Here is a 16,440-nt window from a genome sequence, read left to right as displayed (position 1 = left end):
ACGTGCGGGCGCCATGCTTTGGCAGCTCGCTCAGATGTTGTGGGTGGGTGGTCTGTGGCTGTTGCATATCGGTCTGCTGCCGGTGCTGGGCAAAATTGGCCTGGCGCCGCTGCTGATCGACGAAATTGCAGGCATGTTTGATGCGCTGATGGTGGGGTTCGCCGCAGCGTGTGTGATCTTCCAGGCTTTGGTGCTGGTTCAGGCCGAGGGCCTTGCCAGTCTATGGCGCGATACTCGCGGGCAACTGCTGCTGATGGCCCTGTATGCGTGTGCGATGTATGTCGCGGTGCGTATTGGCTGGCCGGATGCCGTGCGTTGGCAGGTGTTCAGCTATCTTGTTCTGGGTTTTTCCGGGCTGGTGCTGGTGTTGCAACCGGTGCCAGGGTGGGGTGGCAGGGTGCGCGAAGCACACCCTTGACCCTTGCCATCACTTGAAGCGATGGACGTTCGACAGCTGCTTGTTGACGCTGAAGTTCTTGCGGTAAATCAGTGCCATCTTGCCGATGACCTGAACCAGGTCCGCTTTGCCGACCTTGCACAGTTCTGCAATGTTCGCCAGGCGCGACTCGCGATCGAGGATGTTGAGCTTGATTTTAATCAGCTCGTGATCCGCCAACGCGCGTTCAAGTTCGGCTAACACACCTTCAGTCAAGCCGTTGTCAGCCACAGTCAAAACTGGTTTCAGATGGTGGCCAATGGATTTGTACTGTTTCTTCTGCTCTTGAGTGAGCGGCATAATCTGACCCCTGCGTCTGATCTTGTAAAAAGCGGCGGCCAGTTTACCCGAGCGAGTCCGGGACCGCCCAATTAATCACGACCCGTTTTATTTTCGAGGTGGCCTGTGGCCCGTTCCAAGACAAGCCTTAAGTGGCTGCAAAGACATGTCAATGATCCCTATGTGAAGCAGGCGCAGAAGGATGGTTACCGCTCGCGTGCGAGTTACAAGCTTCTGGAGGTCCAGGAGAAATACAAGCTGATCCGTCCGGGTATGAGCGTTGTCGACCTGGGTGCGGCGCCCGGCGGCTGGTCGCAGGTCACTAGTCGGCTGATCGGTGGTCAGGGGCGTCTGATCGCCTCGGACATCCTGGAAATGGACAGCATTCCGGACGTGACTTTCATCCAGGGTGACTTCACCCAGGACGAAGTGCTCGCTCAGATCCTTGAAGCCGTGGGTAATTCGCAGGTGGACCTTGTGATTTCCGATATGGCCCCCAATATGAGTGGTACGCCTGAGGTGGACATGCCAAAAGCCATGTTTCTATGTGAGCTGGCTCTTGATCTGGCGGCTCGGATACTCAAGCCGGGTGGTAATTTCGTGATCAAGGTGTTTCAGGGCGAAGGGTTTGATGCTTACGTGAAGGACGCTCGTCAGAAATTCGACAAGGTCCAGATGATCAAGCCGGACTCTTCCCGTGGCAGTTCCCGCGAGCAATACATGCTGGCTTGGGGCTACCGCGGCCGTAGTGAGTAAATCGAGGTTTTTTTGCGGGTCGATAGGTTTTTCGTATTTCGCCCCGTGAGCATTAGCGAATATTGTGTAGAAAGTGTTTCACAAAGGGTTACAGACGGCGCCTGCCAGAGCCGTAGGTAATGTAGTAAGTTAGGCCGGTGAATATCATGCGAAGCGCGCGCCATTAGCGGAGCTTGCTTCAGAGGGTAGTTAATTGAACGATATGGCAAAGAATCTGATCCTGTGGTTGATCATCGCGGCTGTCCTGGTGACAGTGATGAACAACTTCTCCAGCCCTAACGAGCCGCAGACCCTCAACTATTCCGATTTCATCCAGCAGGTCAAGGATGGAAAGGTCGAGCGCGTAGCGGTTGACGGCTACGTGATTACCGGCAAACGCAACGATGGCGACAGCTTCAAGACGATTCGTCCGGCAATCCAGGACAACGGGCTGATTGGCGACCTCGTGGACAACCATGTCGTAGTCGAAGGCAAGCAGCCTGAACAGCAAAGCATCTGGACTCAACTCCTGGTCGCTAGCTTCCCGATCCTGGTGATCATCGCCGTGTTCATGTTCTTCATGCGGCAGATGCAGGGCGGCGCCGGTGGCAAGGGCGGGCCAATGAGCTTCGGCAAGAGCAAGGCGCGTCTGCTCTCCGAAGATCAGGTGAAAACCACCTTGGGTGACGTTGCCGGTTGTGACGAAGCCAAGGAAGAGGTTGGTGAGCTGGTCGAGTTCCTGCGTGATCCGGGCAAATTCCAGCGTCTGGGCGGTCGTATTCCTCGCGGTGTGCTGATGGTGGGGCCTCCTGGTACCGGTAAAACCTTGCTGGCCAAGGCGATTGCCGGCGAAGCCAAAGTGCCGTTCTTCACCATTTCCGGTTCCGACTTCGTCGAAATGTTCGTCGGTGTCGGTGCCAGCCGTGTTCGCGACATGTTTGAACAGGCCAAGAAACACGCGCCATGCATCATCTTCATCGATGAAATCGACGCCGTCGGTCGCCACCGTGGCGCCGGCATGGGTGGCGGTCACGACGAGCGCGAGCAGACTCTCAACCAGTTGCTGGTAGAGATGGACGGCTTTGAAATGAATGACGGCATTATCGTCATCGCTGCAACCAACCGTCCAGACGTACTGGACCCTGCGTTGCTGCGTCCGGGCCGTTTCGACCGTCAGGTTGTCGTCGGTCTGCCGGATATCCGTGGTCGCGAGCAGATTCTCAAAGTCCACATGCGCAAAGTGCCAATGGGTGACGACGTCGCTCCGGCTGTGATCGCTCGTGGTACCCCTGGTTTCTCTGGTGCCGACCTGGCTAACCTGGTGAACGAAGCGTCATTGTTCGCGGCCCGGGCTGGCAAGCGCATCGTCGAAATGAAAGAGTTCGAGTTGGCCAAGGACAAGATCATGATGGGCGCCGAGCGCAAATCCATGGTCATGTCCGAGAAAGAGAAGCAGAACACCGCTTACCACGAGGCTGGCCACGCAATTGTTGGTCGTGTCGTGCCTGAGCATGATCCGGTCTACAAGGTGTCGATCATCCCGCGCGGTCGTGCGCTGGGGGTGACCATGTTCCTGCCGGAAGAAGATCGCTACAGCCTGTCCAAGCGTGCATTGATCAGTCAGATTTGCTCGTTGTACGGCGGTCGTATTGCTGAAGAAATGACCTTAGGCTTCGACGGCGTCACCACCGGTGCGTCAAACGACATCATGCGTGCCAGCCAGATTGCACGGAACATGGTAACCAAGTGGGGCTTGTCGGAAAAACTCGGCCCGTTGATGTACGCAGAAGAAGAGGGCGAGGTGTTCCTCGGTCGCGGCGGTGGCGGTCAGGGTGCAAGCTTCTCTGGTGAGACAGCCAAGTTGATCGACTCCGAAGTACGCAGCATCATTGATCAGTGCTACGGCACGGCCAAGCAGATCCTCACCGATAACCGTGACAAGCTCGACGCCATGGCTGATGCCTTGATGAAGTACGAAACGATCGACGCTGATCAGATCGACGACATCATGGCGGGTCGTACGCCTCGTGAGCCTCGCGACTGGTCAGGCGGCGGCGCCGGTAGCTCCGGAACGCCTCCGGTGGCACAGGATCCGCGTCCGGAAACACCGATCGGCGGTCCGGCTGCTGACGTTTAAGGTTTGAAATGACTTCTGTTCAGTCCTCGACCCGGTTGCCTTGCGGCAATCGGGTTCTTGATTTAGCCCTGACGCATGTCATGGGTATTCTCAATGTCACTCCCGACTCCTTCTCTGATGGCGGCCAATATAGCCAGCTCGATGCGGCCTTGCGTCATGCTGAGGCTATGGTGGCTGCTGGCGCGACATTGATTGATGTCGGTGGCGAATCGACCCGGCCAGGTGCCAGGGTGGTTTCACCTTTGGAAGAGCTTGAGCGCGTAGCTCCGGTCGTCGAGCGAATACACCGCGAGCTGGATGTCATTATCTCGGTCGACACTTCCACCCCGGCTGTGATGCGCGAAGCCGCACGACTTGGCGCAGGGTTGATCAATGACGTGCGTTCTCTGCGGCGCGATGGCGCTCTGGATGCGGCTGCGGCCACTGGCCTGCCCGTCTGTCTGATGCATATGCTCGGTGAGCCGGGCGACATGCAGGATAATCCGCAGTATCAGGACGTCACGAAAGAGGTGGGCGAGTTCCTCGCCGAGCGCATGGCTCAGTGTGCGTCGGTAGGAATTACAGCGGACCGGATCATCCTTGATCCGGGCTTTGGCTTCGCAAAAACCTTGCAGCACAATTTAAGCTTGTTCAAACATATGGAGGCCTTGCATGCCTTGGGGCGGCCCCTGTTGGTCGGGGTTTCGCGAAAGAGCATGATCGGTCAGGCTTTGAATCGCCCGGTTGGCGAGCGTCTATATGGCGGTCTGGCGCTTGCAGCGCTGGCTTCGGTCAAGGGCGCGCGTATATTGCGCGTCCATGATGTGGCTGAAACTGTCGATGTGGTGCGAATGATCGCTGCAGTGGAATCAGCCGAATAAGAATGATGGAGTACTTATGACTAAGAAATACTTTGGTACCGACGGCATTCGTGGTCGGGTCGGCGAATATCCGATTACTCCTGACTTCATGCTCAAGCTCGGCTGGGCTGCGGGCATGGCGTTCCGCAAAATGGGCGCCTGTAAGGTGTTGGTGGGCAAGGACACCCGGATTTCCGGATATATGTTCGAGTCTGCGCTCGAGGCCGGACTTACTTCGGCGGGTGCCGATGTCATGCTCTTGGGGCCGATGCCTACACCGGCCATCGCCTACTTGACGCGTACCTTCCAGGCCGAAGCGGGTATCGTCATCAGTGCCTCGCACAACCCTCACGATGACAATGGCATCAAGTTTTTCTCGGGGAAAGGCACCAAGCTTCCTGATGAAGTCGAACACATGATCGAAGAGTTGCTCGACACACCGATGACCGTGGTTGAGTCGAGCAAGATCGGCAAGGTATCGCGCATCAACGATGCTTCAGGTCGCTATATCGAATTCTGCAAAAGTAGCGTCCCTACAGGCACCAGTTTCGCGGGCTTGAAGATCGTGATCGACTGCGCTCACGGCGCGACCTACAAGGTGGCTCCGAGTGTATTCCGTGAGCTGGGAGCCGAAGTCGTTGTACTTTCTGCTCATCCTAATGGCCTGAACATCAACGAAAACTGCGGTTCGACCCATATGGAGCCGCTGCAAGCTGCCGTCTTGGCCGAGCATGCTGATTTGGGTATCGCCTTTGACGGTGATGGCGACCGCGTTCAGATGGTTGACCATACCGGTGCTGTCGTCGACGGTGATGAGTTGCTGTTCATCATTGCTCGCGACCTGCATGTGCAGGGCAAGTTGCAGGGCGGCGTGGTCGGTACGCTGATGAGTAACCTGGGGTTGGAATTGGCCCTGGCGGATCTGGCAATTCCTTTTGTGCGGGCCAATGTTGGCGACCGGTACGTAATCTCCGAGTTGCTGGAGCGCAATTGGCTGGTGGGTGGTGAAAACTCGGGGCACATTGTCTGCTTCAACCACACCACCACCGGTGACGCGATCATTGCTGCATTGCAGGTATTGATGGCGCTGAAGACTCGCTCCGAGGGGCTTGCGCAATCGCGTCAGGCGCTGCGCAAGTGTCCTCAGGTGCTGATCAATGTTCGATTCGGCGGCGGTGCGAGCCCTCTTGATCACCCGTTCGTCACAGAGGCAAGCGAGCGCGTTACCCAGGCCATGGCTGGTCGTGGGCGCGTGCTGCTGCGCAAGTCCGGGACGGAACCGCTGGTGCGGGTCATGGTCGAAGGCGAGGACGAAAAACAGGTTCGCGGCTATGCCGAAGAGCTGGCAAAACTGGTTACTGAAGTTTCTGCCTGATTTCGGCTTGCCAGCCATGATTGTGTTGGGTAACATCTGCGCCCACTTTGACCGACGAGGTACAGCATGCGTCGCCCTATGGTAGCTGGTAACTGGAAGATGCACGGTACCCGCGCCAGCGTCGCTGAGCTGATCAATGGCCTTCGTCATCTGGCCTTGCCGAGCGATGTTGATGTTGCGGTATTCCCGCCTTGCTTGCATATCAATCAAGTGATTGATGGCCTGGAAGGAAAGTCGATTTCGGTCGGCGCGCAGAATTCTGCGGTGGAATCCATGCAAGGTGCATTGACCGGTGAGGTTTCGCCGGCTCAGTTGGTGGATGCAGGTTGTTCCCTGGTGCTTGTCGGGCACTCCGAGCGCCGCCAGATAATGGGCGAGCAGGACGGAATGCTGATTCGCAAGTTCGCAGCGGCACAGGCTTGTGGCTTGATTCCAGTGTTGTGCGTAGGGGAAACCCTTGAAGAGCGCGAAGCTGGAAAAACTCTTGAGGTTGTCGGGCGTCAGCTAGGCAGTATCATAGAGGAGCTCGGTGTTGGTGCTTTTGCAAAGGCAGTAATCGCTTACGAGCCGGTCTGGGCCATTGGCACCGGACTGACTGCTTCGCCGCAACAAGCGCAGGATGTGCATGCAGCCATTCGCGCTCAGTTGGCGGCAGAGAATTCTGAGGTCGCACAAGGTGTGCGGCTTCTATACGGCGGCAGCGTGAAGGCGGCCAATGCGGTCGAACTGTTCGGCATGCCGGATATCGATGGGGGGCTCATTGGTGGGGCTTCCCTGAATGCAGATGAGTTCGGTGCGATTTGTCGCGCCGCGGGAAACTGAAAAAATGCTGGAAACAGTCGTAGTCGTTTTTCATCTGCTGGGTGCGTTGGGCGTAGTTGCTCTGGTATTGCTTCAGCAGGGTAAAGGTGCGGATGCTGGCGCGTCTTTCGGAGCAGGTGCTTCAAATACTGTGTTCGGAAGCCAAGGTTCCTCTACCTTTCTTAGTAAGTTTACTGCTATACTTGCCGCCGGTTTCTTCATAACCAGCTTAGGGTTAGGTTACTTTGCTAAAGAGAAGGCTCATGAGCTGACTCAAGTAGGTTTGCCAAATCCAGCAGTGTTGGAAGTTCCAAAGCAACAACCGGCTTCTGATGATGTACCGGTGCTTCAAGAGCAAAAGTCGGCTACTCCAGCGACTGACGTGCCTCCAGCTCAAGAGCAAAAGTAAGAAGGGTTTCAAACGTAGTATTGCCGAGGTGGTGGAATTGGTAGACACGCAACCTTGAGGTGGTTGTGCCCATAGGGTGTAGGGGTTCGAGTCCCCTTCTCGGTACCAATTATCAGGAGAGCCCGCAGTAGCGGGCTTTCTTGTAGGTGGAAGGTTACATTGACCCTGTCAGGGATCGGTCGTATACTTCCGCCCCAGCTTTGTCGCGGGGTGGAGCAGTCTGGTAGCTCGTCGGGCTCATAACCCGAAGGTCGTCGGTTCAAATCCGGCCCCCGCAACCAGTTTAAGGAGCCCCTTTTAAGGGGCTTTTTGTTAGCTGGACACTTTCAACGCCGCTGTTCGACGGCGTTTCAAGGATGGGCGTTTCGCCCATTTTTTTATTTTGCACAGCATGCACATACATGCACGAGGGGGTTCAGGTGTCGAGCAAGCTAGAAGAGTTGCAGGCCTTGCTGGCCCCGGTGGTCGTGGCCCTAGGCTATGAATGCTGGGGTATTGAGTTTTCGGCTCAAGGTCGCCACTCAATGTTGCGCGTTTATATCGATAAAGAGGGCGGTGTGCTGGTGGACGATTGTGCCATTGTCAGCCGTCAGATCAGTGGTGTTCTGGATGTTGAAGATCCAATCGCCGTTGAATACACCCTTGAAGTTTCCTCGCCTGGCATGGAACGCCCGCTGTTCACTATTGAGCAGTTTGCAAAATTTGCCGGTGAACAAGTGAAGATCAAGCTGCGCTCGCCTTTTGAAGGCCGACGCAACTTTCAGGGCCTTCTGCGCGGTGTAGAAGAGCAGGACGTCGTGGTGCAGGTAGAAGACCATGAGTTCCTGTTGCCGATCGATATGATCGACAAGGCCAACATTATTCCCAGTTTTGACTGAGACGCGGATCCCGCGGATCCAATGGCTTGCGAAAGGCGAGGCGTACGATGAGCAAAGAAGTACTGCTGGTTGTTGAGTCGGTATCCAATGAAAAGGGCGTACCGGCAAACGTAATTTTTGAAGCGTTGGAGCTGGCTCTGGCCACTGCTACCAAAAAACGTTTCGAGGACGAAGTCGATCTGCGTGTGGAAATCAATCGCCACACCGGTGCTTACGAGACATTCCGTCGCTGGACGGTCGTCGAAGAAGCAGACCTGGACGATCCGGCCATCGAAACCTGGCCGAGCAAGGTTGCCGAAACGCATCCTGGTGCTCAGGTTGGTGATGTAGTCGAAGAAAAGATCGAGTCCATTGAGTTCGGCCGCATCGCTGCACAGACTGCCAAGCAAGTCATCGTGCAGAAAGTTCGCGAAGCCGAGCGCGCTCAAGTCGTTGATGCCTATCGCGAGCGCCTGGGGGAGATCATCTCCGGCACCGTGAAGAAAGTGACCCGCGACAACGTGATCGTCGACCTGGGCAACAACGCCGAGGCGTTGCTGGCTCGTGAAGACATCATTTCTCGCGAAACCTTCCGGGTTGGCGTGCGTCTGCGTGCGCTGCTCAAGGAAATCCGCACCGAGAACCGCGGCCCGCAGCTGATCCTGTCGCGAACCGCGCCGGAAATGCTGATCGAGTTGTTCCGCATCGAAGTGCCGGAAATCGCTGAAGGCCTGATCGAAGTAATGGCGGCATCCCGTGACCCGGGTTCGCGCGCCAAGATCGCGGTCCGCTCCAAGGACAAACGCATCGACCCGCAAGGCGCTTGCATCGGTATGCGCGGTTCGCGCGTCCAGGCAGTGTCGGGTGAGTTGGGCGGTGAGCGTGTGGACATCGTCCTGTGGGACGACAACCCGGCTCAGTTTGTAATCAATGCAATGTCGCCGGCTGAAGTGGCGGCAATTATCGTTGACGAAGATGCCCATGCAATGGACATCGCCGTTGGCGCAGACAATCTGGCTCAGGCCATTGGTCGAGGTGGTCAGAACGTGCGTCTGGCTAGCCAGTTGACTGGCTGGACCCTGAACGTGATGACCGAATCGGACATCCAGGCTAAGCAGCAAGCAGAAACCGGCGACATCCTGCGCAACTTCATCGACGAGCTGGAAGTCGACGAAGACCTGGCACAGGTGCTGGTAGATGAAGGTTTCACGAGCCTGGAAGAGATTGCCTACGTACCGTTGGAAGAAATGCTCAACATCGACGGCTTTGACGAAGAAACCGTCAACGAGCTTCGCGCTCGCGCCAAGGATCGTTTGTTGACCAAAGCCATCGCTACTGAGGAAAAGCTGGCAGACGCCCATCCGGCCGAAGACCTGCTCTCGCTTGAGGGTATGGACAAGGATTTGGCGATGGAACTGGCGGTGCGCGGCGTAATTACCCGCGAAGACCTGGCCGAGCAGTCTATTGACGACCTGCTCGACATCGACGGCATTGACGATGATCGTGCCGGCAAGTTGATCATGGCCGCCCGAGCCCACTGGTTCGAGTAATTAGGCGCGGCCTGAGGAGAGAAGTGCATGACGCAAGTCACGGTGAAACAACTGGCCGATGAGGTCAAAACACCGGTAGAGCGCCTGTTGCAGCAGATGCGTGAGGCAGGTCTGCCGCACACCGCCGCCGAAGAACATGTGACTGACAGTGAGAAGCAATCTTTGCTGACTCACTTGAAAAGCAGCCACAAGGCGAAAGTGGAAGAACCACGCAAGATCACACTGCAGCGTAAAACCACCAGCACATTGCGTGTTGCTGGCAGCAAAAGCATCAGTGTTGAAGTACGTAAAAAGAAAGTTTTCGTACAGCGCAGCCCGGAAGAAATCGAAGCCGAGCGCAAACGCGAACTGGAAGAACGTCGCGCAGTAGAAAATGCTGCACGTCAGAAGGCTGAAGAAGAAGCCAAGCGTCGCGCCGAAGAAGACGCACGTCGCCAGCCTGCTGCTGCGCAATCCGCTACTAACGACGCCGTTGCAGCACCTGCTGCAGTTGCCGAGCCAGTACGTGAAAGCGCGCCGGTTGTGGCGGCTGCACCAGCGCCGTCTGCTGACGTTCGTAACAAGCAGAACGAACAGCGCCGTCCGGACAAACCACGTGCCGACGATAACAGTCGTCGTGGCAGTGGCGATGGTGAGCGCAAAAACGCTCCGCATCGTGCTTCGGTCAAAGAGAAAGCGCCTGCTCCACGCGTTGCCCCACGTACTACCGACGAAGAAAGCGATGGCTTCCGTCGTGGTGGTCGCGGCAAGGCCAAGCTGAAGAAACGCAACGCTCACGGTTTCCAGAGCCCAACCGGCCCTGTAGTGCGCGAAGTGAAGATCGGCGAGACCATCACTGTTGGCGATCTTGCCCAGCAGATGTCGGTCAAGGCTGCTGAAATCATCAAGTTCATGTTCAAACTGGGTACTCCAGCGACCATCAACCAGGTACTGGATCAGGAAACTGCCCAACTGGTTGCCGAAGAGCTGGGCCACAAAGTGACCCTGGTCAGCGACACCGCCCTGGAAGATTCCCTGGCCGAGTCCCTGAAGTTTGAAGGTGAAGCGTTCTCCCGTGCACCGGTTGTGACCGTAATGGGCCACGTCGACCACGGTAAGACCTCGCTGCTCGACTATATCCGTCGTGCCAAGGTAGCTGCTGGCGAAGCCGGCGGTATCACCCAGCACATCGGTGCGTACCACGTTGAAACCGAACGCGGCATGGTCACCTTCCTCGACACCCCTGGTCACGCCGCGTTTACCGCCATGCGTGCCCGTGGTGCCAAGGCGACCGACATCGTGATCCTGGTGGTTGCAGCGGACGACGGCGTAATGCCGCAGACCGTTGAAGCCGTTCAGCACGCCAAGGCCGCTGGTGTTCCACTGGTTGTTGCAGTGAACAAAATCGACAAGCCGGGCGCCGATCTCGATCGCATTCGTAGCGAACTGTCGGTTCACGGCGTGACTTCGGAAGAGTGGGGCGGCGACACCCCGTTCGTATCGGTTTCGGCGAAAGTCGGTACTGGCGTGGACGAGTTGCTCGAAGCTGTTCTGCTGCAGGCTGAAGTTCTGGAACTGAAAGCGACTCCTTCGGCTCCTGGCCGTGGCGTCGTGGTTGAATCGCGTCTCGACAAAGGTCGTGGCCCGGTTGCTACCGTTCTGGTTCAAGACGGTACCCTGCGCCAAGGCGACATGGTGCTGGTCGGTTCGAACTATGGCCGCGTGCGCGCCATGCTCGACGAGAACGGCAAGCCAATCAAGGAAGCCGGTCCTTCCATCCCTGTCGAGATTCTCGGCCTGGACGGTACCCCGGACGCTGGCGACGAGATGAGCGTAGTTGCTGACGAGAAGAAAGCCCGTGAAGTGGCTCTGTTCCGTCAAGGCAAGTTCCGCGAAGTCAAACTGGCCCGTGCTCACGCTGGCAAGCTTGAAAACATCTTCGAGAACATGGGTCAGGAAGAGAAGAAGACGCTCAACATCGTCCTCAAATCCGACGTCCGTGGTTCGCTGGAAGCGTTGAACGGTGCCTTGAACGGCCTGGGTAACGACGAAGTGCAAGTGCGTGTTGTCGGTGGCGGTGTCGGTGGTATCACCGAGTCCGACGCCAACCTGGCGCTGGCCTCCAACGCTGTACTGTTCGGCTTCAACGTGCGTGCCGATGCTGGCGCTCGCAAGATCGTCGAGCAGGAAGGTCTGGATATGCGTTACTACAACGTGATCTACGACATCATCGAAGACGTCAAGAAAGCCCTCACCGGTATGCTGGGCAGCGATGTTCGCGAGAACATCCTGGGTACCGCTGAAGTGCGTGACGTGTTCCGTTCGCCGAAGTTTGGCGCGATCGCCGGTTGCATGGTTATCGAAGGTGTTGTTCACCGTAACCGTCCAATCCGTGTACTGCGTGAAGACATCGTTATCTTCGAAGGCGAGCTGGAATCCCTGCGCCGCTTCAAGGATGACGCTTCCGAAGTACGTGCCGGCATGGAATGCGGTATCGGCGTGAAGAGCTACAACGACGTCAAAGTCGGTGACAAGATCGAAGTCTTCGAGAAGGTTCAGGTTGCTCGCAGCCTCTAACTCGCGCACTTCAAGGGCCACGATGAGCCGCCGCATGCAGATGCACGGCGCATCGTCAGGACTCTAAACGCAACGCCCGGTCTGGCTTTTGTCAGGCCGGGCGTTTGCCGCTTTCAGACCCTTCGGGTTTCACCGTGGGGCAGTAACAGGTAACAAGACATGGCAAAAGAATACAGCCGTACCCAACGTATCGGCGATCAGATGCAGCGTGAGCTGGCACAGCTGATCCGTCGTGAAGTCAAAGACCCGCGCGTCGGCCTGGTCACCATTACCGCTGTTGAAGTCAGCCGTGACGTCGGTCACGCCAAGATCTTCATCACGGTGATGGGGCAGGACAACGCCGAAGATATCGCGCAAAGCATCAAGGTGCTCAACTCCGCCGCCGGTTTCCTGCGCATGCAGTTGGCTCGCGAAATGAAGTTGCGCAGCGTTCCGCAGTTGCACTTCCACTACGACGAAAGCGTCGTGCGTGGTGCTCATCTGTCGGCATTGATCGAACGTGCGGTCGCTGAAGACAATCAGCATCCGGTTGCGGCAGAAGCCGAAGACACCAAGGAGTAATCGGTGGCTCAGGTCAAACGTATCCGTCGTAACGTCAGCGGCATCATCCTGCTCGACAAGCCTTTGGGGTTCACCTCCAATGCGGCGTTGCAGAAGGTTCGCTGGCTGCTGAACGCCGAGAAGGCCGGGCACACCGGCAGTCTCGACCCGCTGGCCACCGGCGTGTTGCCGTTGTGCTTCGGTGAGGCCACCAAGTTTTCGCAATACCTGCTCGATTCCGACAAGGGTTACGAAACCCTGGCGCAACTGGGCAAGACCACCACCACGGCCGATGCCGAAGGTGAAGTTTTGCTGGAGCGCCCGGTGACCGTTGGTCGCGCCGATGTCGAAGCGGTACTGCCGAAATTTCGTGGGCAAATCAGCCAGATACCGCCCATGTACTCGGCGCTCAAGCGTGATGGCCAGCCGTTGTACAAGCTGGCCCGGGCAGGTGAAGTAGTGGAGCGCGAACCGCGTTCTGTTACTATTACGCGCTTGGAATTACTGGCCTTTGAAGGTGATACTGCGCGGCTTGCGGTGGATTGCACCAAAGGTACCTATATCCGCACCCTGGTGGAGGATATCGGTGAGCAACTCGGTTGTGGCGCATACGTTGCTGAACTGCGACGTACCCAGGCCGGGCCTTTCACGCTGGCGCAGACAGTCACCCTGGAAGAGTTGGAAGCGGTACATGCCGAAGGCGGCAACGAAGCGGTCGATCGCTTTTTGATGCCCTCGGACAGCGGCCTGCTGGATTGGCCACTGTTGCAGTTCTCGGAGCACAGCTCGTTCTACTGGCTTAACGGCCAACCGGTACGAGCCCCGGATGCACCGAAGTTCGGCATGGTGCGGGTACAGGATCACAATGGCCGCTTCATCGGTATCGGTGAAGTGAGCGAAGACGGGCGCATCGCGCCACGTCGACTGATTCGGTCAGAATGACCGGACGAGGGTGGCTGTTAACAGGCACGGTCACTACTCATTTTTAGATACAGGGATTTGTCCCTGGCCTGTTGAAACTGTTTCTTTGAAACAGTTTCCTGATAAAAGGATTGCCTCATGGCTCTCGACGTTCAAGAAAAAGCTCAAATCGTAGCTGACTACCAGCAAGCTGTTGGTGACACTGGTTCGCCAGAAGTGCAAGTTGCACTGCTGACCCACAACATCAACAAGCTGCAAGGTCACTTCAAGGCCAACGGTAAAGATCACCACTCCCGTCGTGGTCTGATCCGCATGGTAAACCAGCGTCGTAAGCTGCTGGACTACCTGAAAGGCAAGGATCTGGGCCGTTACCAGGCTCTGATCGGTCGCCTGGGTCTGCGTCGCTAATAAGCGATTGCGCTAGAGGTTGGTTGGCTGTCGTACGTCAGTGGGTTTCCCGCTGGCGCATGGCAGGCTCCCAGCCTCAAGTTTTATCTGGATACCTGCTTTACCTGGACAATGACAGTCGGGCCGATTCCCGGCGTTGCCCAAGAATTTCGCAAGAAGACAAGTTCCCCAAGAGCCACAAAAGAAGGTAGGACACCGTGAACCCGGTAATCAAAAAATTCCAGTTCGGTCAGTCGACCGTTACCCTCGAGACTGGCCGTATCGCCCGTCAGGCCTCCGGCGCAGTATTGGTCACCGTTGACGACGACGTCAGCGTGTTGGTGACTGTGGTCGGCGCCAAGCAAGCCGATCCAGGCAAGGGCTTCTTCCCTCTGTCTGTTCACTACCAGGAAAAAACTTACGCTGCCGGTAAGATCCCTGGCGGTTTCTTCAAGCGTGAAGGCCGTCCTTCCGAGAAAGAAACCCTGACTTCCCGACTGATCGACCGTCCGATCCGTCCGCTGTTCCCAGAAGGCTTCATGAACGAAGTGCAGGTTGTCTGCACCGTCGTTTCCACCAGCAAGAAGACCGATCCGGACATCGCTGCGATGATCGGTACCTCGGCTGCGCTGGCCATCTCCGGCATTCCTTTCGATGGCCCGATCGGCGCTGCTCGCGTTGCATTCCACGAAAGCACCGGCTACCTGCTGAACCCGACTTACGAACAACTGAAAGCTTCGAGCCTGGACATGGTCGTTGCCGGTACTTCGGAAGCCGTGTTGATGGTTGAATCGGAAGCCAAAGAGCTGACCGAAGACCAGATGCTGGGCGCAGTACTGTTTGCTCACGACGAGTTCCAGGTGGTGATCAACGCCGTTAAAGAACTGGCCGCTGAAGCTGCCAAGCCGACCTGGACCTGGGCTCCACAGCCAGAAGCCACCGCACTGCTGGGCGCTATCCGTGCCGAGTTCGGCGAGGCGATCTCCCAGGCTTACACCATCACCATCAAGGCCGACCGTTACGCTCGTCTGGGCGAACTGAAAGACCTAGTGGTTGCCAAGCTGTCCGGCGAAGAAGGCCAACCGACTTCCGCTGAAGTCAAAGCGGCTTTCGGCGAAATCGAATACCGCACCGTTCGCGAAAACATCGTTAACGGCAAGCCACGTATCGACGGTCGCGACACCAAGACCGTACGTCCGCTGAACATCGAAGTCGGCGTTCTGCCGAAGACCCACGGTTCGGCTCTGTTCACCCGTGGCGAAACCCAGGCTCTGGTAGTTGCAACACTGGGCACCGCCCGTGACGCACAACTGCTGGATACCCTGGAAGGCGAGAAAAAAGACCCGTTCATGCTGCACTACAACTTCCCTCCGTTCTCGGTAGGTGAGTGTGGTCGCATGGGTGGCGCCGGTCGTCGCGAAATCGGTCACGGCCGTCTGGCTCGTCGTTCGGTTCAGGCCATGCTGCCTGCTGCCGACGTGTTCCCGTACACCATCCGTGTTGTGTCGGAAATCACCGAGTCCAACGGTTCGAGCTCCATGGCTTCGGTCTGCGGCGCTTCCCTGGCTCTGATGGATGCCGGCGTTCCGATGAAGGCACCGGTTGCCGGTATCGCCATGGGTCTGGTTAAAGAAGGCGAGAAATTCGCCGTCCTGACCGACATCCTGGGTGACGAAGACCACCTGGGCGACATGGACTTCAAAGTAGCCGGTACCGCCAAAGGTGTTACCGCGCTGCAGATGGACATCAAGATCAAAGGCATCACCGAAGAAATCATGGAGATCGCTCTGGGCCAAGCCCTGGAAGCGCGCCTGAACATCCTCGGTCAGATGAACCAGATCATTGGCCAGTCGCGTACCGAGCTGTCGGAAAACGCTCCGACCATGATCGCGATGAAAATCGACACCGACAAAATCCGTGATGTCATCGGTAAAGGCGGCGCGACCATTCGTGCGATCTGTGAAGAGACCAAGGCTTCGATCGACATCGAAGACGACGGCTCGATCAAGATCTTCGGCGAAACCAAGGAAGCGGCTGAAGCTGCACGTCAGCGCGTTCTGGGCATCACCGCAGAAGCTGAAATCGGCAAGATCTACGTTGGTAAGGTTGAGCGCATCGTCGACTTCGGCGCATTCGTCAACATCCTGCCGGGCAAGGACGGTCTGGTTCACATCTCGATGCTGAGCGACGCTCGCGTAGAAAAAGTGACCGACATCCTGAAAGAAGGCCAGGAAGTGGAAGTACTGGTACTGGACGTGGACAACCGCGGCCGTATCAAGCTGTCCATCAAAGACGTAGCAGCAGCCAAGGCTTCGGGCGTTTAATCACTCCCCACGCCTGACCGCTTCAACGTTGTAAAAAATGCCCCGCAGTGAAAGCTGCGGGGCATTTTTTTGCCTGCAGAAAAATGAGACGAGCCATGAAGTTGCCTGACCCCAAAGTCAGTGCTAGGTTTAGCCCACTGCCCGTGTAGCTCAGTTGGTAGAGCAGCGCACTCGTAACGCGAAGGTCGCAGGTTCGACTCCTGTCTCGGGCACGAGCGACACGTTGTTTTCAAATGATCCCGAATGGTTCTGAAGGCCAGACAAACCGGGCTTCAAACGGTTTTTTGCGTCAGA

The 16,440-nt window shown here is 57.0% G+C and carries 15 protein-coding genes and 3 tRNA genes; 17 read left to right on the top strand and 1 reads right to left on the bottom strand.

The window, feature by feature from the left end:
• Positions 1–13 precede the first annotated feature (13 nt).
• On the top strand, positions 14–418 hold the full coding sequence (locus tag PFAS1_RS07360; RefSeq protein ID WP_076028696.1) for an MFS transporter: 405 nt from the start codon (positions 14–16) through the stop codon (positions 416–418).
• A gap of 9 nt (positions 419–427) precedes the next feature.
• On the opposite strand, the gene PFAS1_RS07355 is transcribed toward PFAS1_RS07360, so the two are convergent.
• Positions 428–736 (bottom strand): YhbY family RNA-binding protein, encoded by a 309-nt coding sequence (locus PFAS1_RS07355; protein WP_008005472.1) that lies wholly within the window; start codon positions 734–736, stop codon positions 428–430.
• A gap of 105 nt (positions 737–841) precedes the next feature.
• Between PFAS1_RS07355 and rlmE the strand changes: the two genes are divergently transcribed.
• The 16 genes from rlmE (at position 842) to PFAS1_RS07275 (ending at position 16,358) form a co-directional block, all read left to right on the top strand.
• Positions 842–1,471 carry a 23S rRNA (uridine(2552)-2'-O)-methyltransferase RlmE gene (gene rlmE, locus PFAS1_RS07350; RefSeq protein WP_008005470.1) on the top strand — a complete coding sequence of 210 codons (630 nt, stop codon included), beginning with the start codon at positions 842–844 and terminating at the stop codon, positions 1,469–1,471.
• A gap of 202 nt (positions 1,472–1,673) precedes the next feature.
• Positions 1,674–3,587, top strand: a complete 1,914-nt coding sequence (gene ftsH / locus PFAS1_RS07345; protein ID WP_076028695.1) for an ATP-dependent zinc metalloprotease FtsH — start codon at positions 1,674–1,676, stop codon at positions 3,585–3,587.
• A gap of 8 nt (positions 3,588–3,595) precedes the next feature.
• The gene (gene folP / locus PFAS1_RS07340; protein WP_008149024.1) at positions 3,596–4,447 is read left to right on the top strand and encodes a dihydropteroate synthase; all 852 of its coding nucleotides are present in this window, start codon (positions 3,596–3,598) and stop codon (positions 4,445–4,447) included.
• Positions 4,448–4,463: 16 nt separating this feature from the next.
• The gene (gene glmM, locus PFAS1_RS07335) at positions 4,464–5,801 is read left to right on the top strand and encodes a phosphoglucosamine mutase (protein WP_076028694.1); all 1,338 of its coding nucleotides are present in this window, start codon (positions 4,464–4,466) and stop codon (positions 5,799–5,801) included.
• A gap of 66 nt (positions 5,802–5,867) precedes the next feature.
• Positions 5,868–6,623: a triose-phosphate isomerase gene (gene tpiA, locus PFAS1_RS07330; RefSeq protein WP_076028693.1), complete on the top strand. Its 756-nt coding sequence runs from the start codon at positions 5,868–5,870 to the stop codon at positions 6,621–6,623.
• Between the two features lie 4 nt (positions 6,624–6,627).
• Positions 6,628–7,011, top strand: coding sequence for a preprotein translocase subunit SecG (gene secG / locus PFAS1_RS07325; protein ID WP_030128079.1), 384 nt, complete (start codon positions 6,628–6,630; stop codon positions 7,009–7,011).
• Between the two features lie 22 nt (positions 7,012–7,033).
• Positions 7,034–7,119 (top strand) — tRNA-Leu (locus tag PFAS1_RS07320).
• Between the two features lie 96 nt (positions 7,120–7,215).
• Positions 7,216–7,292, top strand: a tRNA-Met gene (locus PFAS1_RS07315).
• A 138-nt stretch (positions 7,293–7,430) separates the two neighbouring features.
• Positions 7,431–7,889, top strand: coding sequence for a ribosome maturation factor RimP (rimP, locus tag PFAS1_RS07310; protein WP_010463487.1), 459 nt, complete (start codon positions 7,431–7,433; stop codon positions 7,887–7,889).
• Between the two features lie 47 nt (positions 7,890–7,936).
• Positions 7,937–9,418: a transcription termination factor NusA gene (gene nusA / locus PFAS1_RS07305; RefSeq protein WP_008024459.1), complete on the top strand. Its 1,482-nt coding sequence runs from the start codon at positions 7,937–7,939 to the stop codon at positions 9,416–9,418.
• 27 nt (positions 9,419–9,445) lie between these two features.
• The gene (gene infB / locus PFAS1_RS07300) at positions 9,446–11,974 is read left to right on the top strand and encodes a translation initiation factor IF-2 (RefSeq protein WP_076028692.1); all 2,529 of its coding nucleotides are present in this window, start codon (positions 9,446–9,448) and stop codon (positions 11,972–11,974) included.
• A gap of 159 nt (positions 11,975–12,133) precedes the next feature.
• A complete protein-coding gene (gene rbfA / locus PFAS1_RS07295) occupies positions 12,134–12,535 on the top strand; it encodes a 30S ribosome-binding factor RbfA (RefSeq protein ID WP_008149016.1) in 402 nt (133 codons plus the stop codon).
• 3 nt (positions 12,536–12,538) lie between these two features.
• Positions 12,539–13,456, top strand: a complete 918-nt coding sequence (gene truB / locus PFAS1_RS07290) for a tRNA pseudouridine(55) synthase TruB (protein WP_074873678.1) — start codon at positions 12,539–12,541, stop codon at positions 13,454–13,456.
• A 117-nt stretch (positions 13,457–13,573) separates the two neighbouring features.
• A complete protein-coding gene (rpsO, locus tag PFAS1_RS07285) occupies positions 13,574–13,843 on the top strand; it encodes a 30S ribosomal protein S15 (protein WP_003176135.1) in 270 nt (89 codons plus the stop codon).
• A 197-nt stretch (positions 13,844–14,040) separates the two neighbouring features.
• The gene (gene pnp / locus PFAS1_RS07280) at positions 14,041–16,146 is read left to right on the top strand and encodes a polyribonucleotide nucleotidyltransferase (RefSeq protein ID WP_076028691.1); all 2,106 of its coding nucleotides are present in this window, start codon (positions 14,041–14,043) and stop codon (positions 16,144–16,146) included.
• Between the two features lie 139 nt (positions 16,147–16,285).
• Positions 16,286–16,358 (top strand) — tRNA-Thr (locus PFAS1_RS07275).
• The last annotated feature ends 82 nt before the right edge of the window (positions 16,359–16,440 follow it).

The sequence above is a fragment of the Pseudomonas frederiksbergensis genome (genome assembly GCF_001952935.1).
Classification (GTDB): domain Bacteria; phylum Pseudomonadota; class Gammaproteobacteria; order Pseudomonadales; family Pseudomonadaceae; genus Aquipseudomonas; species Aquipseudomonas frederiksbergensis.
Note: the sequence above shows the minus strand (reverse complement) of the source record. Positions and strands in the feature narration are given on the sequence as shown.